This is a genomic window from Actinosynnema pretiosum (assembly GCF_024171695.1).
Lineage (GTDB): Bacteria > Actinomycetota > Actinomycetes > Mycobacteriales > Pseudonocardiaceae > Actinosynnema > Actinosynnema pretiosum.
The window spans coordinates 104,082-127,159 of record NZ_JAMTCF010000022.1 but is presented as its reverse complement, the minus strand read 5'-3'; the positions used below and the strand labels follow the sequence as shown (position 1 = coordinate 127,159).

The 23,078-nt window shown below is 74.0% G+C and carries 17 protein-coding genes; 7 read left to right on the top strand and 10 right to left on the bottom strand.

All coding sequences use genetic code 11. The annotated features are described in order from the left end of the window. Window positions 1–161 precede the first annotated feature (161 nt). Both LV78_RS34380 and LV78_RS34375 read left to right on the top strand, forming a co-directional pair. Window positions 162–1,496: an NAD(P)/FAD-dependent oxidoreductase gene (locus LV78_RS34380; RefSeq protein ID WP_253850164.1), complete on the top strand. Its 1,335-nt coding sequence runs from the start codon at window positions 162–164 to the stop codon at window positions 1,494–1,496. Then, window positions 1,493–3,094, top strand: coding sequence for an aminotransferase class I/II-fold pyridoxal phosphate-dependent enzyme (locus LV78_RS34375; RefSeq protein WP_253850163.1), 1,602 nt, complete (start codon window positions 1,493–1,495; stop codon window positions 3,092–3,094). Before LV78_RS34380 ends, LV78_RS34375 begins: the two co-directional genes overlap by 4 nt. Before the next feature lie 54 nt (window positions 3,095–3,148). Here the strand turns inward: LV78_RS34375 and LV78_RS34370 are convergent, their stop codons facing one another. Further along, the gene (locus tag LV78_RS34370; RefSeq protein WP_253850162.1) at window positions 3,149–4,108 is read right to left on the bottom strand and encodes an Lrp/AsnC family transcriptional regulator; all 960 of its coding nucleotides are present in this window, start codon (window positions 4,106–4,108) and stop codon (window positions 3,149–3,151) included. 113 nt (window positions 4,109–4,221) lie between these two features. On the opposite strand from LV78_RS34370, the gene LV78_RS34365 reads away from it, so the two are divergent. Beyond that, on the top strand, window positions 4,222–5,673 hold the full coding sequence (locus LV78_RS34365; protein WP_253850161.1) for an FAD-dependent monooxygenase: 1,452 nt from the start codon (window positions 4,222–4,224) through the stop codon (window positions 5,671–5,673). Window positions 5,674–5,738: 65 nt separating this feature from the next. Here the strand turns inward: LV78_RS34365 and LV78_RS34360 are convergent, their stop codons facing one another. After that, entirely contained in the window at window positions 5,739–7,382 is a 1,644-nt protein-coding gene (locus LV78_RS34360; RefSeq protein WP_253850160.1) for an FG-GAP repeat domain-containing protein, read from the bottom strand. Between the two features lie 116 nt (window positions 7,383–7,498). On the opposite strand from LV78_RS34360, the gene LV78_RS34355 reads away from it, so the two are divergent. Beyond that, window positions 7,499–10,540, top strand: a complete 3,042-nt coding sequence (locus tag LV78_RS34355; protein ID WP_253850159.1) for an AfsR/SARP family transcriptional regulator — start codon at window positions 7,499–7,501, stop codon at window positions 10,538–10,540. Here the strand turns inward: LV78_RS34355 and LV78_RS41880 are convergent. The 7 genes from LV78_RS41880 to LV78_RS34320 form a co-directional block, all read right to left on the bottom strand. Continuing rightward, the gene (locus LV78_RS41880; RefSeq protein WP_253850158.1) at window positions 10,527–12,965 is read right to left on the bottom strand and encodes a phosphatidylglycerol lysyltransferase domain-containing protein; all 2,439 of its coding nucleotides are present in this window, start codon (window positions 12,963–12,965) and stop codon (window positions 10,527–10,529) included. The two genes, LV78_RS34355 and LV78_RS41880, sit on opposite strands and share 14 nt — an antisense overlap. Then, entirely contained in the window at window positions 12,962–14,254 is a 1,293-nt protein-coding gene (locus tag LV78_RS34345) for an alpha/beta hydrolase (protein WP_253850157.1), read from the bottom strand. The genes LV78_RS41880 and LV78_RS34345 overlap by 4 nt, the downstream gene beginning before the upstream one ends. 75 nt (window positions 14,255–14,329) lie before the next feature. Then, the gene (locus tag LV78_RS34340; RefSeq protein WP_253850156.1) at window positions 14,330–15,628 is read right to left on the bottom strand and encodes a cation:proton antiporter domain-containing protein; all 1,299 of its coding nucleotides are present in this window, start codon (window positions 15,626–15,628) and stop codon (window positions 14,330–14,332) included. Beyond that, window positions 15,625–16,374, bottom strand: coding sequence for a sporulation protein (locus LV78_RS34335; protein WP_253850155.1), 750 nt, complete (start codon window positions 16,372–16,374; stop codon window positions 15,625–15,627). The genes LV78_RS34340 and LV78_RS34335 overlap by 4 nt, the downstream gene beginning before the upstream one ends. A 32-nt stretch (window positions 16,375–16,406) precedes the next feature. Beyond that, window positions 16,407–17,495 (bottom strand): heparan-alpha-glucosaminide N-acetyltransferase domain-containing protein, encoded by a 1,089-nt coding sequence (locus tag LV78_RS34330; protein ID WP_301307865.1) that lies wholly within the window; start codon window positions 17,493–17,495, stop codon window positions 16,407–16,409. A gap of 97 nt (window positions 17,496–17,592) precedes the next feature. Further along, window positions 17,593–18,684 (bottom strand): sensor histidine kinase, encoded by a 1,092-nt coding sequence (locus tag LV78_RS34325; RefSeq protein ID WP_253850153.1) that lies wholly within the window; start codon window positions 18,682–18,684, stop codon window positions 17,593–17,595. After that, window positions 18,681–19,331 (bottom strand): response regulator, encoded by a 651-nt coding sequence (locus LV78_RS34320; RefSeq protein ID WP_253850152.1) that lies wholly within the window; start codon window positions 19,329–19,331, stop codon window positions 18,681–18,683. The genes LV78_RS34325 and LV78_RS34320 overlap by 4 nt, the downstream gene beginning before the upstream one ends. A gap of 49 nt (window positions 19,332–19,380) precedes the next feature. Between LV78_RS34320 and LV78_RS34315 the strand changes: the two genes are divergently transcribed. Continuing rightward, entirely contained in the window at window positions 19,381–19,902 is a 522-nt protein-coding gene (locus tag LV78_RS34315; protein WP_253850151.1) for an SMI1/KNR4 family protein, read from the top strand. Between the two features lie 48 nt (window positions 19,903–19,950). After that, entirely contained in the window at window positions 19,951–20,409 is a 459-nt protein-coding gene (locus LV78_RS34310) for a hypothetical protein (protein WP_253850150.1), read from the top strand. Between the two features lie 49 nt (window positions 20,410–20,458). On the opposite strand, the gene LV78_RS34305 is transcribed toward LV78_RS34310, so the two are convergent. Then, a complete protein-coding gene (locus LV78_RS34305; RefSeq protein WP_253850149.1) occupies window positions 20,459–20,989 on the bottom strand; it encodes a hypothetical protein in 531 nt (176 codons plus the stop codon). 340 nt (window positions 20,990–21,329) lie between these two features. Between LV78_RS34305 and LV78_RS34300 the strand changes: the two genes are divergently transcribed. Beyond that, entirely contained in the window at window positions 21,330–23,069 is a 1,740-nt protein-coding gene (locus tag LV78_RS34300; RefSeq protein WP_253850148.1) for a hypothetical protein, read from the top strand. Window positions 23,070–23,078 lie beyond the last annotated feature (9 nt).

The window sequence follows — 23,078 nt, the reverse complement described above, 5'->3', positions numbered from 1 at the left end:
GCCGCTTTTCGCCCGGAATCAACCACGCCTCACATCCGAACTCGCAGGAAAACCCCAGTTCGACGGCGTTTTTCGAAGTTCTCCGCCGCCACTTCGGAAACGCGGAGCTACCGGCCATTCGGTCCTGTACAGGGTTTTTCACCTGCGGTTGGGTTGCCCGCATGTACAACGCCATTGTAATAGGTGGTCGCTGTGCCGGAGCCGCGGTCGGGACGCACCTGGCCAGGCGCGGTCTGCGGGTTCTGGTCGTCGACCGCTCCCGGTTCCCCAGCGACGTGCTGTCCACGCACTTCGTCTGGCCGCACGGCGCCTCCTACCTGAACCGGTTGGGCGTCCTCGACCAGGTCCGGGCCGTCACGCCCGCCCACACCTCGGTCACCGTCGTCAACGACGGGATCGCCCTGCGCGGCAGCGTGCCCGAGGAGCTGCTGCGCAACCAGTTCCGCCTGCTGCACGACGACGACAGCGGCATCACCCAGGAGTACTTCTCGGTCCGCAGGCACGTGCTGGACAAGCTCCTGGTCGACAACGCGGTGAGCGCGGGCGTCGAGTTCCGCGAGGGGTACACCGTCACCGAGCTGCTGCGTGACGAGGACGGGACCGTCGTCGGCATCCGTGGCCGGGACGGCTCGGAGGAGCGCGCGCAGGTCGTGATCGGCGCGGACGGGCGCAACTCGTTCGTCGCGCGCGCCCTCGGGCTGGAGAAGTTCGACGAGCGCCCGCGCTGCACCTTCGCCTACTGGAGCTACTTCAGCGGCATCCCCGACGCCGAGGCGCAGATCCACCGCCGGGGCAGGCTCGGCATGGCGATGGCCTCCACCAACGACGGCCGCACCATGGTGCTCACCTGGGGGCCCAGCGAGTGGGCCGCGCAGTTCCGGGCCGACGTCGAGGGCAACTTCCACCGCGCGCTCGGGCTGATCAGCGAGCAGGCGGCGGCCACGGTCGCCCAAGCGCGGCGCGAGGAGCGCTTCTACGGCACGCTCGACCAGGCCGCGTTCCTGCGGCGGCTGCACGGTCCCGGCTGGCTGCTGGTGGGCGACGCCGAGTCGTTCAAGGACCAGTGCACCGCGCTCGGCATCACCCACGCCCTGCGCGACGCGGAGCTCGCGGCCGAGGCGGTCGGCCGGTGGCTGGGCGGCGAGACCGACCGGGACACCGCGATGGCCGGGTACGCGGCCAAGCGCCGCAGCCAGACCGCCGCCGCCTACTACGACTACGTCTGCACGCTCGCGGAGATGAAACCGCTGCGGCACGACGAGCTCCAGCTGTTCGCGATCCTGCGCGGCAACCAGACCGAGATCGACCGCTTCATCGCCACCCACGTCGACGTCGCCCCGGTCTCGGAGTTCTTCGACCCCTCCAACGTGTTCCTGCTCAACGACACCGCCAAGGAGTCCTCGCGCGGCCACGAGGCGTTCACCGACTTCGAGGCCGCCTACCGCGAGCACCAGCGGAACCCGTTCCAGCGCGTGGAAGCGGAGGCGAGCCGATGACCGGGACCGTGGCGCACCAGCGCGAGGACGGCGAGCTCGTCGCCGCGATCATCACCGCCGCCGACACCGCCGAGGCCGACCCGACCACCGCCGCCAAGACGGTCGCCGCGGCGGCGCGCGAGGTGTCGGACATGATGCGCAACTGGGCCTCCCACATCCCCTGGGAGGACCTGGAGGAGCTGGACGCGCTCCCCGCCGACGAGGCGGCCCGCTTCTTCGCCGAGGACTACCCGGCGGTCCGCGCGGACCTGGAGCCGATGTGGGAACCGGCGACCACCGCCGCGCCCGCGATCGACCCCGACGAGGACTACGCGCTCGACAAGAACGCCTACGACTTCTTCCGCCCCGTCGGCGCGAACCTGCTGCGCCGCACCGAGGAGTTCCACGGCTGGGTGGAGGCGCGCAGGCGCACCGAGACCTGGCAGTACTCCCGCGTCCTGGAGGCCGCGCCCGGCGGGATCGCGACGATCACCAACGACCTGAGCAAACCCGCGCAGGGCATCAACTTCAACTCCCAGGACTACCTGTCGTTCAACGCCCACCCGGAGATCCGCGAGGCGGCGGTCAGGGCGATGCGCGACTTCGGCCCGCACAGCGCCGGGTCGCCCATGGTGCTGGGCAACACCCGCATCTCCGACGAGCTGGAGGCCGTCCTCGGCGAGCTGGTGGGGCTGGAGCACGTGACCCTGTTCTCCAACGGCTGGTCGGCGGGCTTCGGCACGGTCACCGGGCTGGTGCGCCAGGAGGACCACATCCTCATCGACCGCCTCGCCCACTCCTGCCTGCAATCCGGTGCGCGCGCGGCGACGAGGAACATCACCCGCTACGCGCACCTGGACGTCGAGTCCGTGCGCGCCAACCTGGCCCGCATCCGCGCCACCGACCCCCACAACGGCATCATGGTCATCACCGACGGCCTGTTCTCGGTGGACGCAGACTGGCCGGATATCGTTGCGCTGCAACAGGTCTGCCGTGAGCACGACGCGATCCTGCTGGTGGACGTGGCGCACGACCTGGGCTCGATGGGCCCCGGCGGCACCGGCGTGCTGGGGATGCAGGAGATGCTCGGCGAGGTCGACCTGGTCATGGGCGCGTTCTCCAAGACCTTCGCCTCCAACGGTGGTTTCGTCGCCGCGAAGTCCCCTGCGGTCAAGCAGTACATCAAGATGTTCGCCGGGTCGCACTTCTTCTCCAACGCCCTGTCCCCGATGCAGACCGCGGTGGTGCTCAAGGCGGCGCAGATCGTCCGGACCGACGAGGGCGAGGCCCTGCGGGGCCGCCTGTTCGCCGCGATCCACGCCCTGCGCGACGAGCTGACCGCGCGCGGCCTGACGTGCATGGGCTCGCCGAGCCCGATCGTGCCGGTCCTGATCGGCAACGAGAAGCTGGCCAGGACGGTGAACCGGCTGCTGTTCGACCGGGGCGTGCTGGCGTTCATGGTGGAGTTCCCGGTGACCCCGACCGGCGCCTCCCGCTTCCGCCTCCAGGTGCAGGCCGCGCACGAGCCGGAGCAGGCGCGGCAGGCGGCCAGGATCATCGACGGGGCGCTGCGCGACGCGCGCGAGTACCTGTCGAGCGCGTTCGGCAACTCGTTCTGACGCAAGGGTTTCCGCCGTGTCGTCGTCAGCGCTCCTGCCGACGGCGGCACGGCGTCAGAGCTGCCTGCCCGCCTGCTTGAGCGTCTTGATCACCGGCGCGGTCTCGACGTGCGTCACGGCGGGCAGCGCGGCGATGCGCGTCGTCAGGTACCGGTACAGCGCGCGCTGGTCCGCGCACACCGCCGTCGCGCAGAGGTTCGTCGGCCCGGTGGTGGCCGCCGCGAACGCGATCTCCGGGTGCTGCGCCAGCGCCGTCCCGGCCTCCTCCAGGTGCGCGGGGGCGACCGAGAGCCACAGCAACGTCCGCGCGCCGCCCCCGAGCAGCGCGGCGTTCACGTCGACGTCCAGGTACAGCACCCCGTGCTCGCGCAGCTCGCCCATCCGCCGCCGCACCGTGGTCGGCGACCAGCCGGTCAGCGCGGCCAGCCGCTCGAACCCGGTCCGCCCGTCGACGGCGAGCGCGGCGAGCAGCGCGCGGTCCCCGTCGTCCAACCGCGCCGTTCCCGGCCTGTGCGGCACCGGGTCCGGCCGCAGCCGCTCGACCTGAGCCTCGTCCAGCGCCCCGAGCTTGGCGATCAGGTTGTCCGGGCCGCCGTAGAACGCGTGCAGCACCGAGTGCGCGCTCACCCCCTCCACGCGCGGGGTGCGGGGGAGCCTGGCCAGCAGCAGCGCCTCGCTGTCGGCCGCGCTCTCGGCGCGCACCGCGCAGGTGATCTCCGCGCCACCGGAGGCGATGCTCACCCAGGACGTGTCGGCGCGCCGGGCCAGCGCCTCGGCGACCGGGAGCGCGGCGGCGGGCGCGCAGCGAATCCGCAGGAACCACATCACCGCGCCCAGCGCGGTCGGGTCCACCCCGCCGACCACCCGCAGCGCCCCGGCCGAGCGCAACCGGGCGTACCGGCGCGCGACGGTGCGGTCGGAGACGCCGAGCACCTCGGCGATCGCGCTGAACGGGGCCCGGCCGTCGACCTGCAGGGCGTGCGCGAGCTGCCGGTCCAGGACGTCGAATTCCACCGCCTGAAGCCTAGTTGATGTCGGATACCGACGCGCCCACCCCCTTTTGTGGCCTGAACGGTCCGGCACGCGCAGCGTTGCCCCCGTCCTGATCCACCACCGAGGGAGAACCCGTGGACGTCGACGTGCTCGTCGTGGGAGCCGGCCCGACCGGCATGGCGCTGGCAGGGGAGCTGAGGCTAGCCGGGGCGCCGGTGCTGCTGGTCGACAAGCTGGCGCGGCGCAGCGCCCTGTCCAAGGCGGGCGGCGTGCAGTCCCGCGTGCTGGAGGTCTTCGACCAGCGCGGCCTGCTGGAACCGCTGCTGGCCACCGGTGACCACCCGACCGGCGCCGCCCACTTCGCGGGCATCACGTTGCCGCTCACCAGGTCCAGGCACCGCCACCCGTGGCGCTCGATCCCGCAGGTGGTGGTCGAGAAAGTCCTGGAGCGGCACCTCGCCGAGCACGACGTCCACGTCCAGCGCGAGCACGAGCTGACCGCGCTCACCCAGGACGCGGAGTCGGTCACCGCCACCTTCGCAGGCGGCGCCACAGTCCGCTGCCGCTACCTGGTCGCAGCCGATGGCGCCCACAGCGCGGTGCGCTCCCTGCTGAACGCTGATTTCCCCGGCCGTCCCGGCACGCACACCGTGGTCGCCGCCGACGTCCGCTTGGAGGGCCACGACACCACGAGCACCCACACCCGAGGCGAGGACGGCAACTGGGTCTCGGTCTTCCCGCTCGGCGTGGACGAGCGCGGAAGGCCGCTGCACCGGCTCTCGTTCGGCGGCCCAGGCCGTTCCCTGCCGCGCGAGCACCCCATCACCGAGGACGAGATCCGCGACGGCCTGCGCGCCGTCCTCGGCGACCGCGTCCGCCTGCTCGACCTGCGCTACGCCAGGCGCATCACCAACGCCGCCCGGCAGGCCGCGAACTACCGCCACGGCCGCGTCTTCCTGGCGGGTGACGCCGCCCACGTGCACCTGCCGATCGGCGCGCAGGGCATGAACACCGGCATCGGCGACGCGGTCAACCTGGGCTGGAAGCTGGCCGCCGCCGTGCACGGCCGGGCCCCTGACCACCTGCTCGACACCTACCACGCCGAACGCCACCCGGTCGGCGCCGCCGTGCTGCGCAACGTCCAGGCGCAGAGCCTGCTCATGGACCAGCAGGGCGCGGCCGACCCGGACCTGATCGCCGCCAGGGACCTGTTCGCGGACCTGACGCGCCTGCCTGAGGTGCAGCACCACTTGGACGACGTCCTGTCAGGCATGGGAATCCGCTACCCGATGCCGAACGCCGACACCGACCCGCTGATCGGCCTCCCCGCCCCGGACCACGACCTCGGCCCGGTCCGCTCGCACGAACTGCTCCGCTCCGGACGCGGCGTGCTGCTCGACCCGACCGACCGGTTCGCCGACGTCGCCGCCCCCTGGAAGGACCGCGTGGACCGCGCGGGGGAGGGGACCACGGTCAAGCCGGTGCTCATCCGCCCCGACGGCTACACGTGCTGGACCGCAGGCCGCGACGACGAGGCCCACACCCTCGAAGCGGCGTGCCGCCACTGGTTCGGCGATCCCCGCTGATCGTCGGCCCCGACCGCGCGGGAAGGGCGGACCGGCACGCGCCGATCCGCCCCCTGCGGTGAGCGTCAGGCGACCCGCGAGCGCCCCCACTCCCACGCGCCCGCGCCCGAGTCCCACCACGCCAGCGGCCACACCAGGGCCGTGCCGGTCGAGCGGGCGACGAACGCGGTGGTCCGCGCGCCGGGGTAGTCGTAGAGCAGGGTGGCGTCGACCAGGCCGTCACCGGTGTGGTCGCCGAGGACGAGCTTGGTGCGCCCCGCCTCCCACATGCCCGCCCCGGAGTCCCACCAGGAGGCGGGCCAGTCGAAGGACGTGCCGGTCGAGCGGGCCACGAAGGCGGCGGTGCGACCGCCGGGGTAGTCGTAGAGGATCACCACGTCGTCCTTGCCGTCGCCGGTCGTGTCGCCGACCGACAGCTTGCTGCGCCCCGCTTCCCAGGTCCCGTTGCCCGAGTCCCACCAGAAGGCGGGCCACTCGAAGGACGTGCCGGTCGAGCGGGCCACGAAGGCGGCGGTGCGGCCGTTGGGGTAGTCGTAGAGCATCACCAGGTCGGCTTTGCCGTCGCCGGTCGTGTCGCCGATCGACAGCTTGGTGCGCCCGGCTTCCCACGTGCCCGCGCCCGAGTCCCACCACGACGCGGGCCACTCGAAGGACGTCCCGGTGGACCGCCCGACGAACGCCACGGTCCGGGCGTTGGGGTAGTCGTAGAGCATCACCAGATCGGCCTTGCCGTCCCCGGTCACGTCACCGACCACCGGTCGGCTCCGCCCCGCCTCCCACGTTCCTGCCCCCGAGTCCCACCACGACACCGGCCACTCGAAGGACGACCCGGTCGACCGGGCCACGAACGCGACGGTCCGGGCGCCGGGGTAGTCGTAGAGCAGGATGAGGTCGTCCTTGCCGTCACCGTTCACGTCGCCGACCGACAGCTTGCTGCGCCCGGCCTCCCACGTGCCCGCCCCCGAGTCCCACCACGACGCGGGCCAGTCGAAGGACGTTCCGGTCGACCGCGCGACGAACGCCACGCTGCGGGCGCCGGGGTAGTCGTAGAGCATCACCAGGTCGTCCTTGCCGTCCCCGGTGAAGTCGCCCCGGACCTGCGTCTCCCCGTTCACGACCGGCGTGCTGTCCACGATGTTGAGGTACCGCAGCGCGCGGAAGTCGTCGGCCTCATAACTGGAGCGCGACCGCTTCACGTGCTGCGCCACGTCGCCCCAGGTCCGCTCCTGGTAGATCCACATCTCGGTGCGCCCGGCGTCGGCCCACTTGTCGAACAGGACCATGTGCCCGCTGCTGAGCAGCGCGTCACCCGGTTTCAGCTCGTCGTAACTGCCGAGGAAGGTCTTCCCGCTCCACGTGGCGAAGTCGCCGGTGTTGAGGTCCCAGCCGTCCGTCTTCTTCGGCAGGTGCCAGGCCATCGACACGTACCCGGAGCAGTCCGGGCGGTACTTGTGCCCATCGCCGTCGTCGACCGCCTTGGTCTGGTCCTGGCTGTAGAGCACCTCCTGGTCCACCCACCGCTGTGCGCGGGCGAGGACCTCGGCCCTGGTGATCTGCGGCCCGAGACCCGGCAGCGCCGTGGCCGACGGCGGCGCTCCGACCTGCTCCTGCGCGCGCGGGTCGGCGTGGGCGACGGCCCCGCCGAGCGCGGTGGTCGCGGTCAGCAGAAGCGCGCTGAACGCTGTGATGATCTTGCGTCTGAACTGCACTCGCTCTCCCCCCGTGGTGCTTCTCCCCGGTACGACGGGGACCCTCGGACATGGACATTCACGGGGTCTTGCGAAATCCTTGACGCCGCTGCGCAGAAGTGGTGCCGGGGGGCGCGATGGAGGTCAGGCTGCTGGGTCCGGTCGGCGTGTGGGAGCGCGACCACGAGGTGGAACCCGTCCAGCCGCGCCAGCGGGCGGTGCTGGCCGCGCTGGCGGTGGAGGCGGGCAGGCCGGTCGGCGTGGACACCCTCCTGCGCCGCGTCTGGGGCGAGACCCCACCCGCCCGCGCCCGCGACGCGCTCTACGTGCACATCACCCGCCTGCGGCGGACGTTGGGCCCGACGATCCCGCTGCCACGCCGATCCGGCGGCTACCTGCTCGACCTCGCCCCGGACCACGTCGACGCCCTGCGGTTCCGGACCCTGGTCAAGCGCGCGGAGTGCGCCGAACTGCCGGTGGCCGACCGCGTCGAGCTGCTCGACCGGGCGCTGCGCCTGTGGCGGGGCACCCCGCTGGCCGACCTGGCCGGGGAGTGGGCGGTCCGCACGCGCGAGACGTGGCAGCGCCTGCACGTCGACGCGCTGGTCGGCTGGGCGGGCGCGCACGTCGAGGCGGGCTCCCCGGAGGCGGTGATCGGCCCGCTGCTGGACCTGGTCGAACGCCACCCGCTGATGGAGCGACCGGTGGGCGTGCTCATGCGGGCGCTGGCGCGCGGCGGCCGGTCCGCCGAGGCGCTGGACCAGTACGCGCGGGCCCGCACCCGCATCGCCGACGAGCTGGGCGTCGAACCCGGTCCCGAACTGCGCCACCTGCACGAGACCCTGCTGCGCGACGGCCTCGACCGCGCGCCCCGCCCGGTCCCGGTGGCCCCGGTGTTCCAGCTCCCGCCCGACCTGCCCGACCACACCGGCGGCGAGGACCTGCTGGCCGAGGCGAGGGACGGCTTGCGGCACCGCTCCCCGGTGGTCGTGGTGTCCGGTCCGGCCGGGGTGGGCAAGACCGCGTTCACCGTGCGCCTGGCCAACCTGGTCCGCGCCGAGTACCCCGACGGCGCGCTGTTCCTGAGCCTGAACGGCGCGCTCGGCACCCCCATGTCCCCGGCGGAGGTGCTGGGCCGCGCGCTGCGGGCGCTCGACCCGACCGGCGTCGACGCCGGTTTCGACGCCGACCTGGCCCGCTACCGGGCCATCACGCACGGCAGGCGGGTCCTGGTCGTGCTCGACGACGCCGCGGGCGCCGAGCAGGTGCGCCCCCTGCTGCCCAGCGGTCCGGGGTGCGCCCTGCTCGTCTCCACCCGCGCCTGGCTGACCGCGTTACCGGGCGCGTCGCGGGTCGAGCTGCGGGTGATGGACGACCGCGACGCGCACCGGTTGCTGGAGCGCGTGGTGGGCCCCGACCGCTTGTCCGCCGAACCCGAGGCGACGGCCCGCCTGGTCGCGCTGTGCGCCGGTCTGCCGCTGGCGCTGCGCATCGTCGGCGCCCGCCTGGCCGCCCGCCCGCACTGGCCGGTGGCGAAGCTGGTGACCCGCATGGCCGACCGCAGCAGGCGCCTGGACGAGCTGGCCGTGGACGACCTGCGCGTGCGGACCGGCATCGACGTCGGCTACCAGGGCCTGTCCGGCGACGCCCGGCGCGCCCTGCGGGCCGTGGGCGCGGTGGACGTCGGCGAACTGGCCCCGTGGCTCCTCTCCGCCGCGCTGGGGGCCGACGCCAGCACCACCGACGACCTCCTGGAGCACCTGGTCGACGCCAGGCTGGTGGAGGCGGCGGCGGGCGACGGGACCAACCCCCGCTACCGCGTCCACGACCTGGTGCGCCTCTACGCCGCCGAACGCGCGCACGTCGAGGAGTCGCCCGAGGAGTCCGTCGCGATGCTGGACCGCGTGCTGGCCGCCGCCGTGCACCTGGTGCGCGGTCACGACACGCGGCGCGCGTATTTGGTGCGCCACGAGCGCGACGCCCCGCTGCCGGAGCCGCCCGCCTGCCGGGGCGTCGCCATCGACCTGGCGGCCGAGGAGCCGACGCTGGTCGTGCTGGTGGAGGTGGCCGCACGACGGGGTCTGGTGCGGCAGGCGGCGGCGCTGGCCGACGCGCTGGTGTTCGCCTCGTTCGCCAAGACCAACGACTTCGCCGGCTGGGAGCGCGTCCGCGACGCGGTGGCCGCGGCGGCGACGACGGCCGGTGAGCGGGGCGTGCTGGCGGGCACCTGCTACGGCCGCGCCCAGCTCCGCTACGCGCAGGACCGCTTCGCCGAGTCCGCCGACCTGTTCGACCGCGCGCGGACGCTGTTCCTGGAACTGGGCGACGCGGCGGGCGCGGCCTCGGCCGCCACGGGCCTGGCCACCGTTTACCGGGAACTGGGCGACCACAGCAGATCCATCCCGCTCCTGTCGGAGCACCTGGCCGAGTTCGACCGCCTCGGCCTGCAGGAGGGCAGCGCCAACGCCCACTACGGCCTCGGCTACGCCTACCGCGAGCGCGGCCTGGACGAGCAGGCCATGACCCACCTGCGCGCGGCGGTCGAGCACTACCGCGCCCTCGGGCACCGCGCGGGGGAGGCGATCGCGGTGCGGGGCATAGGTTTGGTGCACCGGGCGCGCGGCGACCTGACCGAGGCGGCCCGCTGGAGCGACCAGGCGCACAGCCTGGCCAAGGCGTCCGGCGAACAACTGCTCTCTTCGTACACCACGCAGGCCCTCGCGAAGGTCTGGATCCGCACCGGCCACCCCGAACGCGCCCTGGAACCCCTGCTGCACGCCCGAAGGGTCTGCGCCGAGCACGGCGACCGCCTGGGCGCGGCGCTGGTGCAGCGCACGCTGGGCGAACTCCACCTGGTGGCAGGCCGCCTGCCGGAGGCGCAGCGCGAGCTGGACGGCGCCCTGACGACGTGGACCGAGCTGGACCACCGCCTGTGGCAGGCCCGCACCCGACGCGACCTGGGCGCGGTCCACGCGCGCGCGGGCGATCCGGCCACCGCCGCCGCGCACTGGAACGCGGCGGCGGCGATCTTCCGGGCCCTTGGCACGCGGGAGGCCGGGGAGGTCGACGAGTGGCCCCGCCGCTGGCCGCCGGGCGCGCGCGGCGGCGTCCCACTGCCGGCAGCCGCCACGACTGCGACCGCTCCTGCGGGAAGCCTCCCGCCGATCACCCGCGCCTGACCATCGCCACCGCCAACCGCACCACCTGCCGCCCGCTCAACCGGGGCAGGTAGGCGCGGCTGACGGCGTTCGCGATGGTCGGCAGGGCCGCAGGGTCCGGGTAGGTCATGAACAGCGGGCGGTAGACCGGTTGGAACTTCGACTTGAACGCGAACAGCGAGCGGAAGCCGTACACCGGTTCCAGGGCCCGGCCCGCCAGGTCCAGCAGGCGTTGGGACGCGCGTGGGCGCTCGCCCCGGTCCAGGCGGGCCAGCGGGGCGCCGGACAGGCTCAGGAAGCGCGCGCCCTCCTCCTGCGCCCGCAGCGCGGCCGAGGCGATCAGGAACTCCGAGGTCCCCCGGAAGCCCTGGGCGCGGCGGCGGGTGAAGTCCAGGGTCCAGCCGACGACCTCGCCGTTCGCGGCGCGCACCGGCAGCCAGCTCGTGACGCCGTGCACGGTGCGGTCCTGGTCGACCGCGATCAGGCAGCGCACGCCCTCGCCCGCCAGCTCCGCCACGCCGCCCAGGGTGAAGCCCAGCTCCGGCAAGCCCTTGTCCGACAACCACTGCGCCGAGATCGACCGGATCTGGTCGGTGATCCCCGGCGGCAGGTCGGTGAACTCGCACCACTCGGCGGTGATCCCGGCCCGGTCCGCCTTGTTCAGCGCCGTGCGCACGTCCTGCCACTTCTTGCCGGTGAAGCTCAGCGAACCCAGCTCCACCACCGCGTCCTCGGCCACCTGCACCGAGGACCAGCCCAGCTCCCGCGCGGCGTCCCTGGTCCCCGTGCCGACGCTGTACAGGCACGGCGTCCACCCGTTGTCCTGGCAGAAGGCCGCGAAGTCGCGCACCGCCCCCGCCCCCGCCGGTCCGATCGGGTCGCCCACGGTCAGCGCGACCGTCGCCACCACCCGGTAGGCGATCACCGTCTGCCGGTCCCGGCTGAACCAGTACCGGTTCCCGCTCCACGTCGTCAGGTGCGACAGCGACGACCCGCCGTGCCTGCGCAGCAGCTCCCGCGCGTGCGCGCCGTCCCACTCGTCCACCACCGGCCACGTCCGCCAGGACGCCGTCAGCGACCCCGCCAGCACGACCAGCCAGAACACCACGCCCACGTGCTCGAACAGCGCCGTGGCAACAAAACCGTCCGGGGTGAACCGCGCCTCCACCAGCCCCGACAGGTACCCCGGCGGCAGGAAGCGCGTCGGCAGGTCCGCGAGCAGCCCGCCCAACCCCGGTGACGGCGTGAACCGCTCGCGCACCAGGAAACCGCCCAGCACGTACAGCGCCGACAGCGCCATCCCGCTGCCCAGCACCGCCCGCCGCAGCCCGCGCGCCGCGCGATCGGGCAGCCGCGCGGTGAAGCACGTCCGGGTCGCGAGCAGCACCAGCACGACCGCCACCGGCCCCAGAACCGGGACGCCGTAGGAGAAGACCAGCTCGAACCGGTCCACCTCCGGGACGCGCGCGTCGTCCAGCACGTGCCAGCCGATGATCGCCGCGTGCGCCGACTCGCACACCAGCGCCGCCCGCCACGCGAACCGCCGCCCGCGCCGCAAGCCCTCCGCGAGCACCAGCAGCAGCAACGCGGGCAGCAGCGACATCACCAGCGCGGGGAACCGCCCGTACGACAGCTGGACGCGCGCCGTCCGGCAGGCCTGCTCGCCGTCCCAGGCGCACGCCGCCACGACCTCGTCCGGGGTCGGCTGCGCGAGCGCCACGACGTCGGAGTACCAGGACAGCGGTCCGTGGGGGAACGGCGAGAGCAGCGCCACCACCGGCCCCAGCGCGGAGGCGGCCACCAGCAGCGCCACGAGGACCCGAGTCTCCGCGCGCGTGCGGGCCGCTTGCCCGGCGGCCCGTTCCCGCAGGCACAGCGCCCCGATCAGCAGCCCCGCCAAGGCCCCGCTCACCCGCAGCAGGTCCTCCAGCCACCCGGAGTACAGGGCCAGCACCGCCACCGACACCAGCGTGGACAACCGCACCCGCCGACGCCACAGCCGGGGCATCCGGAACGTCAGCGCCAGCGCCAGACCGACGCCGCCGATCGAGGGGGTGGCCGCGAACTCCTCGGTGAGCGAGTCGAACCAGGACCACTCCACGCCCAGTTCGAGCAGCAGCAGCTGCCTGGTCAGCAGCACGCCGAGCACGTGCGAGCCGAGGAAGATCCCGGCCGTGCGCAGCCCGCCCAGCTCGCGCTCGGCCAGCGAGCCGAACACCAGCAGCAGCACCGTGGACGCCAGGTACCCGGTCAGGTCGCCCGCCCACAGCGCGGAGGTGACCGAGGTCCACAGTGGACTGGTGGTGCTGAAGCCGAAGCGGGCCAGGAGGTTCTCGTCCGGGCCGTGCGTCGCGCCGGTCAGCGCCCCGAGCGTCCAGAGCGCCACCAGGAAGACGCACGTCACCGGAGCGGCCTGCACGAAGCGGAGGAGCCGCCGCGCGCTCACCGGACCAGTCCCGTCCGCGCGGCCAGCCACGGCAGCGAGTCGCGCAGGCCGGAGCGCCAGACGTTCCAGTCGTGCCCGCCCGGCCGCTCCTCCCGCCGCACGTCCATCCCGGCCGCGCGGCAGGCCGCGAGCACGTCGGCGCTGGCCTGCCGGTAAGCGCTGTCCTCGCGGCCGACGACGAGCACGCCCGCCGTGTCCGGGAACCGTTGCCGTGCGAGGACGTCCAGCGGGTTGACGCGGGTGAACGCCGCCTCGTCGCCGCCGAACGCGGCCTCGACCGTCTCGGCGCGGGAGCCGAGCGTGGGCTCGCGCTGCCCGGCGAGGTCGACGAAGCTCCCGTACACCTCCGGCGCGCGCACCGCGAGCTGGAGCGCGCACGTGCCGCCCTGGGACGCGCCCGCGATCGTCCACGCCTCGCGCCGCTCGTCCACGGTCAACCGCTGCTTGACCCACGCGGGCACCTCGCGCGCCAGGTACGTCTCCGACCGCCCCAGCCGCGAGTCCAGGCACAGCGGGTTCGCCGTCCGCGCGCCGAGCTGGTCGGCCACCACCACGACCGGCGCCAGCCCGTCGTGCGCCCGCGCGAACGCGTCCAGGTGCTCGGTGAGCCTGCCCGCGTCGAACCAGTCGCGCGGCGAGCCCGGTTGTCCCGCGAGCAGCACCACGACCGGGAGCCTCGGGCGCGGGGACGCGGCGTAGGCGGGCGGCAGGTAGATCCACGCGGGCCTGGCCGCGAACCCGCCGGGGATCACCGCCTCGGACACCGTGCCGCGCTCGGGCAGGTTCTCGGGCCTGCGCCAGACGTCCGCGAGCCGGGCGCCCTCGGGGACCTCCAGCACGCTCGTCGTCGGCGTGGCGGCCTCGGCCAGGTCGACCCGGTCGTTCACGAGCACCTCCAGGACCGCGCGAGTGGTGGGGTAGAAGCCGAAGTGCCCGTTCACCCCCAGGCCCGCGCCCAGCAGCACCACCAGCACCAGCGCCACGTCGACCGCGCGCCCTCGCGAGGCGCGCCACCGCGCTGTCGTCAAGCCCACGGCGAGCAGGGCCGCGCCCACCCACGCCACCACGACGCCCGGCAGCGGTTCCGGCCACGGCCGCCACACGTGGTCGATTGCGTGGACCGCGCCCAGCACCAGCGCCGCGCACGCGACGACCACGATGGGCAGCGCCCTGGTCCACCACGTCCGCTCCCGCCGGAACGCCAGGCGCGCGAGCGCGAGCACGGCGGCGGCCGTTGCCGTGACGGGGATCGGTCCGGTCAACAGGGACAGGTCCAACGGGTTGAGCACGCGCACCATCCAGATCCGGTCCCTGGTCGGACCGCCCGGACGATCCTGCCGCGCGCGGGGCGCGGCGGGAGCCCGTCACCCGGCTGGCAGCGCCCCGCTGACCGGCTGCTCCGGCCCCCGCCGCCCCGCTCCGGTCAGCGCCCGCACCAGCGGTCCGCCGCCCATCCCGTGCAGCAGCACGCTCCCGAGCACGCAGGTCACCATGACGGTCATGACGCTGCCCGCGACCTCCCCGTCCGGCAGCCGGTTGAACGCCAGCAGCCCGAACACGACCGTCGTCGTCCCGCGCGGCCCCAGCGCGCCCACGAGCACCCGCTCGCGCACGGACAACCCGGTGCCCAGCAAGGAGATCAGCACCGGGACGAGGCGGACCACCGTCAGCACCGCCGCGCAGAGCAGGATCGCCCGCCAGGGCACGCCGAACGAGAACACGAACACGGCCGTGATGCCGACCACGAACCACATCGACATGGTCAGCAGCGCGGTGACCTCCTCCAGCAGGCCCAGGTCCCTGGACAGCGCGTCCTGCCGGATCTCGGCGTGGTCGGCGAGCCCGTCGCGGACCCGGCGGGCCTTGCGCAGCCGGTGCACGTAGCGGAAGGCGATGCCGCAGACGAAGGACGCCACGAACCCGTTGCCGTCGACCGCGACGGTCGCCGTGTACGCCAGCAGGGGCACCAGCAGCACCGCCACCCGCCCGGAGCGGGCCGTCAGCCACCCGGCCTGGTGCGCCAGGTCGAGCAGCCACGCCAGCAGGGAGCCGAGCGCGATGCCCGCGAGGACCGCCTTGACCGCGAACGGCAGCGCCGTGGCCAGCGCGTCGAGCGGGGACTGCCGCTGGGTGTGGTCCCCGGCCATGATCAGGCCGAACAGGAACAGCGGGGAGATGATCCCGTCGTTGTAGCCGCTCTCCACGTTCAGCACGCCGCGCACCCGCGCCGACAGCGCCGGGTCGCGCACCAGCCGCTCGGCCGGGGCGAAGTCGGTCGGCACGGTCACGCACGCGATCAGCAGCAGCACCGACCACGGCAGGCCGGGGAACAGCAGCCAGCCCAACCCGGCGGCCAGCGCCAGGCTCAGCGGCATCGCGACGAGCAGCACCCTGGCGACCGGACCGGGGTAGGCGCCCCACAACCGGCCCGCGCGCACCTCCGTGGCGTCGACGAAGAGCAGCACGGCGAGGACGATCTCGGCCGCGTGCTGCACCGCCTCGGTGTTGAGCGCGGCGTCGATGGAGGTGTCGCTGAGCAGACCGACCGCGACACCGGCCAGCACCAGCACGACCGGGGCGCCGAGGTTCCAGCGGTCCAGCCGGGAGGCCGCCAGCGACCGGACGAGCATCGCGATCGCGGCGGCGAGCAGGAAGGAGTTCACCTCGGGCCCGCACCGCGACCGCTCGGCACGGCCTGCGCCGCCCACAGCTCCACCAGGGAGTTCCAGTCGGTCGTCCCGGCGGCCTCGGGGGAGACCCGGAAGCGCCCGGTGCGCCGCTGGTCCGCTCCGATGAGCACGAGCAGGCCGTCCGCGTCCGCGACGAGGGTGAGGGCGATCTCGTCGACCACGCCCGCGAACCGCGAGGGCGGGAGGAACCGGAACTCCTGGTGCAGCGCGGGGTCCCGGAGCGCCGGTTCCCGCAGCGCGCCCGGCGCCTGCCCGACGCCGGTGCCCTGGAAGCGGAAGCCCAGGTAGTCGAACGCGTCCAGGACCCTCTCCTGCGATGGCGCGGGGCCGGTGAGCACCACGCGGCGGTCGACCCTGCCGGGTGGGCCGTCCAGCACGACCTCGGTGCGCACGCCCACCGAGACGCCCGGCAGCGGTGCGCCGCCGAGGGCGGTGATCGGTGTCTCCCAGGGTGTCCTGAGCTGGAAGTGGACCGGCAGCACGCTCCCGGCGGGCACCGCGAGCCCCTGCCGGGCGATGACGCGGACCAGTTCCACGTCCTCGTTCCCGGTGGCGACGACCAGCGACAGCACGAGCTGGGCGACCTCGGCGTCGAAGACCCCGCCCCGCAGGCGCACCTCGCCGGAGAGCACCTGGCCGGGGGTGGTGTGCGGGGAGGTGAGCGTGGTCTCGGCGGTCGGGCCGCCGACGCCCCAGGCGCTGAGCATCCGCTTGAACATGGTGTCTCTCCTCTGTGGACGGACGTGGGCGGTCAGGGCTTCGGACGTGTCGTGGCCGCGTGGAGCAGGTGCTCCAGCGGGCCGCGCCGGGAGAAGCGGCACCACAGCAGCGCGAACCCGCAGGCCCCGGCGGCGAATGCCGGCAGCACGAGCAGCGGGGGACCGGGTCGGGCAGCGAGGCCGGTCACGTCGATGGCGGCCACGTGCAGGACGCAGAGCGTCAGCGGCATCGTCCCGGCGGTGGTGACCGGACGCGCCCAGCGCGGCCACCGCTCGGCGACGACCAGCGCCGCCACCAGCGTCGTGACGGCCACGCCCAGCGCCCCGGTGATCTCGAACGTGGTGCCGCTGTGCGGGAAGGCCACGAGCAGCCAGACCGCCGCGTCCCCGTCGACCGGACCGTCGCCCGCCAAGGCTTCCGCGCCGCCGACCGCGCCCAGCGCCAGCCACGACCCGCCGTAGCCCGCCACCACCAGCGCGGGCCCCGCGAACGCCAGCCTGGTCCGGATCGCGGGGGTCGTCAGGTCCAGGCGGCCCAGCGCCATGCCCGCGAGCACGAACGGCATCCAGGTCGCGGCCGGGCACGCCCCGGTGAGCACCAGCCGCAGCACGCCCTCGCCGCCGAGCACCTCCACCGGGTCGCCGGACGTGACGAGCTGGTCCCGGCCGGTCGTGTCGAGCGAGCCGCGCACCGCAAGCGACAGCACCGGGCCGACGAGCGCCACGACCACCGCGGCCACCGCCAGCGCGGGCGCCCGCAGGCGCAGGAACGGCAGCGCCAGCAGGAAGTACACCCCGTAGTAGGCCAGGACCACCGACGCGGCGGTCCCGGAGGCGGTCAGCGCGGTGCCGAACAGCAGCAGGATCACCGCGCGGAGCGCGATCCTCGTCGCGGCCTGATCGTCGCGCGCCGGTTCGCGCCCGCCGGAGACGAGCGCGAGCGAGACCCCGGCCAGGGTGGCGAAAAGCGCCGACGCGCGGCCGTGCGCGAGCTGCGCCACCCAGCCTGCCACGCCGCCGTCGGGTCCCACGTGCGCGGCGAACACGCCGAGGACGGCCGCACCGCGCGCCAGGTCGACGCCCGCCAACCGCCCACCCCCGGTGGGTTCCGCCGACCGCATGGGCCCAGCCTGCCGACCGGAGCGGCCCGCCCGCATCGGCCGGGACGCCGGGGAACGCCGCCACCCGGCCGGAACCGCCTCCCCCACCCGGCGGGGGTCAGGAGCGGGTGAAGGGCAGCCGGAGCCGGATCTCGTAACCCCCGTCGGTGGTCGGTCCACTGTGGACGCTGCCGCCGATCAGCTCGGCCCGCTCCCGCAGCCCGACCAGGCCGTGCCGCGCGCTGGGCAGCGGCACCGAGACGCGCGTGGCGTGTGTGTTCGCCACGGTGACCAGAACGTCCGGCCCGTCCCGCTCGATCCGCACCGACGTGGTGGCGCCCGGTGCGTGCTTGCGCACGTTCGTCAGCTCCTCCTGGACGGTGCGGTAGATGGCCCGCTGCACCACCGGCGCGGCGTCGGCGGGCAGCTCGCCCTCCAGCGAGACGTCGATCCCGCTGCCCGCCAGCAACCGCTCCAGGTCGCCGAGGGTGGGCTGCGGGGCCAGCTCGGTCGAGGGCGAGCCGGAGGCGCGCAGCAGCGCGACCATGTGCCGCAGCTCGTCGAGCGTGTCCACGCTCAGCCCCCGGATGGTGCCCGCCGCCTCCCGCGCGTCCGGGTCGGACGTGCTGACCTGCAACGCGCCCGCGCGCACCGCGATCAGGCTGACCTGGTGCGAGACCACGTCGTGCATCTCGCGGGCCAGCTGCGCCCGCTCCCTGGCCAGCACCTGCTCGGCCACCAGCAGCCGCTCGTGCTCGCGCGCCCGCTCGATCTCCGACAGCCGCAGCGACAGGTCGTGCCGCGCCCGCACGAGCTGCCCGAGGAACGCGGGCGCGAGGGCGGTCATCGTGCCGTACACGGCGCTGAGCAGCGCCGCGCTCAGGTCGGCCTCGACGAACAGGCCGTACGGGTCGGGGAAGCTGTAGCCGACCGCGACGGCCAGCACGTACCCGGCGAGCAGGCGGCGGTCCTCCTCCTGCCGGGCGACGGTGTAGAGCGCGATCAGGGTGGCGATGATCGAGTTCGACGCGAACAGGGCGGGCAGGGTCAGCACGAGCACCAGGACCGGGCGCCGGTGCCTGGCGAGCAGGCCGAGCACCGCCACGCACGCGAGCACGGTCCCGTCGGGGCCGTCCCAGTCGGTGGTGATCCACACGTCCAGCGCCGCGAGCGCGACCGCGCCGACGTCGAACAGCCGCTCGCGCCTCACCGGTCCTCGCCCAGCAGCCCGGCGCGCTGGGCCAGCAGCGCGGCCTGCACCCGGCTGCCCACGTCCAGCTTGGTCAGGATCGCGCTGACGTGGTCCTTGATCGTGCCCACGCTCAGGTGCATCCGCGCCCCGACCTCGATGTTCGACAGCCCCTCGGACACCAGCACGAGCACCTCCCGCTCACGCGCGGTCAACGTCGCCACCAGCGCCACGTCCGCAGGCGAGCCCGCCCGCCCGAGGTACCCGTCCACCACCGACCGGGTGACCTTCGGCGAGAGCACCACCCCGCCGCCCGCGAGCGCCCGCACCAGCTGCGCGAGCTGCACCGGCTCGGTGTCCTTGAGGATGAACCCGGCCGCGCCGCACCGCAGCGCCTCCGCGATGTACTCGTCCGAGTCGAACGTGGTCAACATGGCCACGACCGGCGCCTGAGGCATGGCGACCACCCGCCGCAGCACCGCGAGCCCGTCCACGTCGGGCATCCGGATGTCCAGCAGCACCACGTCGGGCCGGTGCGCCTCGACCTCCCGAACCGCCCGCCCGCCGGACGCGGTGGCCACCACGTCGATGTCCCCGGCGGCCCGCAGGATCAACTCGAACCCGGACCGCACCAGCGCCTCGTCGTCCACCACGACCACTCTGATCACCCCTGGGACAGTAGGCCGGACGGGCTCGTCACCCGAGTCGATCAACCCCGTGGTGGTCGGGGGCGGGTGGCGGCTCCAGCCGGTCGGCGGGGGTGCGGGCAGCCGGGTGGCGGGGGCGCCGTCCCGAACGGGGCAGGAGTCCCTGCTCCGCCACGACGGCGCGCCGCTCTCCCTGGTGCCGTCGTGCTGGACGCTGCTGCCGCTCGACGCCGTGGTCGGCGACTGGCGGGACAGCACCGAGAACCTGGCCGCCAGGCAGGCCGCCCGGATCGAGGACGAGGACGACGAGGACTGGTCGGAGGGCGAGGAGGACGCCTTCTGGGGCTGGAACCCGGCCTGGTTGCCCATCGCGGCGAACGGCAGCGGGGGCCACCTCGTCGTGGAGCTGCGGGAGGGGGTCCACCACGGCGCCGTGGGCGTGCTCGACCCCGAGTCCGGCCTCCGGTTCGACGGACCCGGCGCGTGGCCCTCGATCGCGGCGATGCTGGAGGGGACCGCGAACGCGCTGCACGGTGACGATCCGGTGTGGAAGCCGGTGATCGAGCCGTGGGGCCTGGACTGGACCGGGTGACCGCGCCCGAGCCGGTTGCGTTGTCGAGGAGGTGCGCGGGCTCGCCCCGTGACGGGGCTGCTCCGCGGCTGGGACGCTGAGCGCGTGCGCATGAACTCGCGGGCGTGGACCGGCCACTTCGACGAGGTCCCCTGGGACGAGATCGCCGCCCAGTTCCACGCGACGGCTGCCGAACACCCCGTCTTCCGGCACATGGCGGACGTCGTCGACAGCGTTCTGGCGTGCGGGGGCGGGCAGCGGCTGGCGGGGCTCACCTCGATGCACGACCTGGTGGTCACGGCCCGGCCGGTCCCGGCGTCCTCGCCGATCGCGGTCGTCGTCGTCCACTCGCCCTCCTCGGGCCACGTGGGCGCGGGCGGTGTGGTCGTCGAGCACCGCTCGATCACCGGCCACGACGACCGGATCTTCCGCACCAGCGACGAGGCGGTGCCGCTCTTCTGGCGTTTCATGATCGAGAAGTTCGGCGTGGAACCGACGCGGCCCGCACTCCTGGGCGCTGACGGCTGACTCCGGCCCGGCGCGGCCTTCGCCGGTCGCGGCAGTGCGTTCGCCCCCCTCACAGGAACGTGGTCTGCCCCACCGGGACGGCCAGGCCCGACAGGCCGGTGAGCGCGCAGGTCGGGTTCGGGACGGGAACGCCGACGGTCTGCGAGGTGGTTCCGGTCAGGGGGCCGCTGGTCTGGGTGGTGGTCAGCTGCACGCTCCCGGCGAGCGGGTTGGTGTTCACGGTGAAGTCGAACGTGGTCTGGCCTGCCGCAGGGGACCAGACGATGGTGGCGCGGCCCGTGATGGTGATGAGCAGGCTGCACGGCACACCCGCGAGGCTGGTGGCGGTGCCCGTGGCGTCGCTGACCGCGCCGCCCTTCAGGTGGGTGTGGTCGCCGGAGGGGGACAGGCAGTTGACCAGGGTTGCCACGCCCGTGACGTGCGCGGTGGTGCTGGTGGCGGTGAGGGGTGGGGCGAAGTTCAGCTGGACGGCCACCTCGCAGGTCAGCTCGGGCAGCGAGGAGGTCGCGGTCGCCTGCGGGGTGGGGAGGGCGGCCAGTGCGAGAGCGGTGGCGGCCAAGGACTTGCGCAGTCTGGTCATGGGCGCTCCTGCGGGGTCGGGGGAGGGCTGCGCAGGAGCATGGCAACGGGGGCGGAGGTGGTGGAAGGGGCTGAAAGTGTTGATGTGCATAGATTGAGCATGTGTGGATCACGCCCGTCGGCGTGGACCTGGCCATGGCGCCGCAGCGTGCGAGGGCCACCCGGTCGGGGAACGGGAGTGATCACCGGCTGTGGGGGTGGTGGACCGGATCACCGAAAACCCTTGCACGGCTGGGTGAACGTCCGCTCCAGGGATTGTGAGCATCCTTCAAACCGCAAGACTCCTCCCCGGACCGCGCGCCGAACCCCGGCCGCCGTCCCCGCAGCGGAAGGAGCCCGGTGTGCTGGTGCCGACAGGAGGCAACGGCCCGGTCGTCGGCGACGGCGCCACGGTCCTGGGTGGTGGCGGCAGCAAGATGAAGATCCCCTTCTGCCGCCGTGACGTCCTGGTCGACTGGGACCACGGCGTCCAGCTGCCCGCCGTCGAGGTCCGGCCCGGCATCGCGGTCTGCGGTGACATCGCGGTGACCGCGCGGCGGTTGAAGGAGCTGGGGCGCAGCCCCACCACCCCGCTGCCCGCGCTCGACCCCGCCCGGTACGTCGACGAGGTCGATCACCTGCTCCGCCGCCTGGAGGGCACCGACGCGGGCCGCAGGCTCGTGGGGTTCTTCGCGTCCGCCCGCCCGCTGCCGGACCGGCGCGGCAAGACCCTGGAGGGCGACCACGGGCAGGACGACCCGACGTTCGGGATCAACCCCCGTCGCTGGAAAGCGGTCTCCACCGCCGAGCCGCAGGAACGGGTCGCGATCACCGTGGTGATCCTGCAGAGCGAGGAGCTCGTCGACGAGTGCCACGTCCTCCCCACCGGGCTGGCGGGCGCGTGCGCCGGGCTCGGCGCGGCGCCGACCGTCGTGTTCGGACCGCGCGACGTGCTGCTGATCGACCGCGTCGTCCTCGCCCCCGAACTCGTGCTCGGCCACGAGCTGGTGCACGCCGCCCACGTGGTGTCGGGGTGCATGAGCAGGGGCCCGTCAGTGCACAAGGCCGACACCCGGAGCCCGGAAGGGCTCGCCTCGGCCCTGTTCACGGCGGAGACCGGGCGGAACGCGCGCCAGTTCACCGCCTGGCTCGATCGGGCCAACGAGGCCGCCTTCGCGAAGCTCACCGCAGGCCAGCAGAGCCGGATCAAGGACATGGACGCGCTGCACACCGAGCTCCTCGGCCTGGCCCGCCGGGCGTTCTCCCCGGTCATGCCGGTGCGGGAGAAGCCGACCGGCGGTGTGGTCTTCCAGAAGCCCGTCGTCGACCTGGAGGAGGCCAAGACCCACGGCTCCGACCTGACCTCGGCCTGGTTCCACGGCGTCCACGCGGTGGTCGACCTGCGCCGCATCCGCCCGACCTCCGCCGAGCTCGACAGCGACAGCGCGGCGACCGGCGAGGTCCAGCGCCTGGAGCGAATCCTGAACGCCAAGTCGGGCAGGCCCAAGTCCGCCGAGCTCGCCGCGCTCGCCTCGGCCAGGCTGGTCAGGAAGCTGCGGCTGGGCGTCCGCGACGTCACCGAGGTCCTGCTCGCCCGGCAGCTGGGCCTGCCCACGCGGACGGCCTACGCGCCCACGCTGTCCAAGCAGGAATCCGGTGGGGTCGTGGTGCACCTGGACCGCCCGCTGCGCCTGTCGGTCCCGCGCGCGGCCCTGCCCGACGCGGCCTTCAGCGAGGAGGCCCCGCACACCGCCTTGAGGAGCGCGCTCGCGAAGGTCACCCCGGAACCGGGGTTCCCGAACCCCGCCACCCAGCTCGACGAGTACGTCGCGGCGCTCACCGCCTGGGAGGCCGGGAACCCCGCGCCCGCCGCCGCGAGCGGCTGGAAACCCGGTGACACCCCGCTCACCGGCTGCGTGACCGGGAAGCCGATCGCGACCGCCACCGTCGACCAGGGCGCGGTGCCGCAGCAGGCGCGCGAGTGGGCGGACGAGCTCGACCGCGACGTCACCGACCACCCCGGCATGTCCGTGGACGACCGGGGCAACGAGCACCTGCGCCGCGCCACCGCCGCGCCGCTGCCACCCGCGCCCACGAGCTGACCGGCTGCC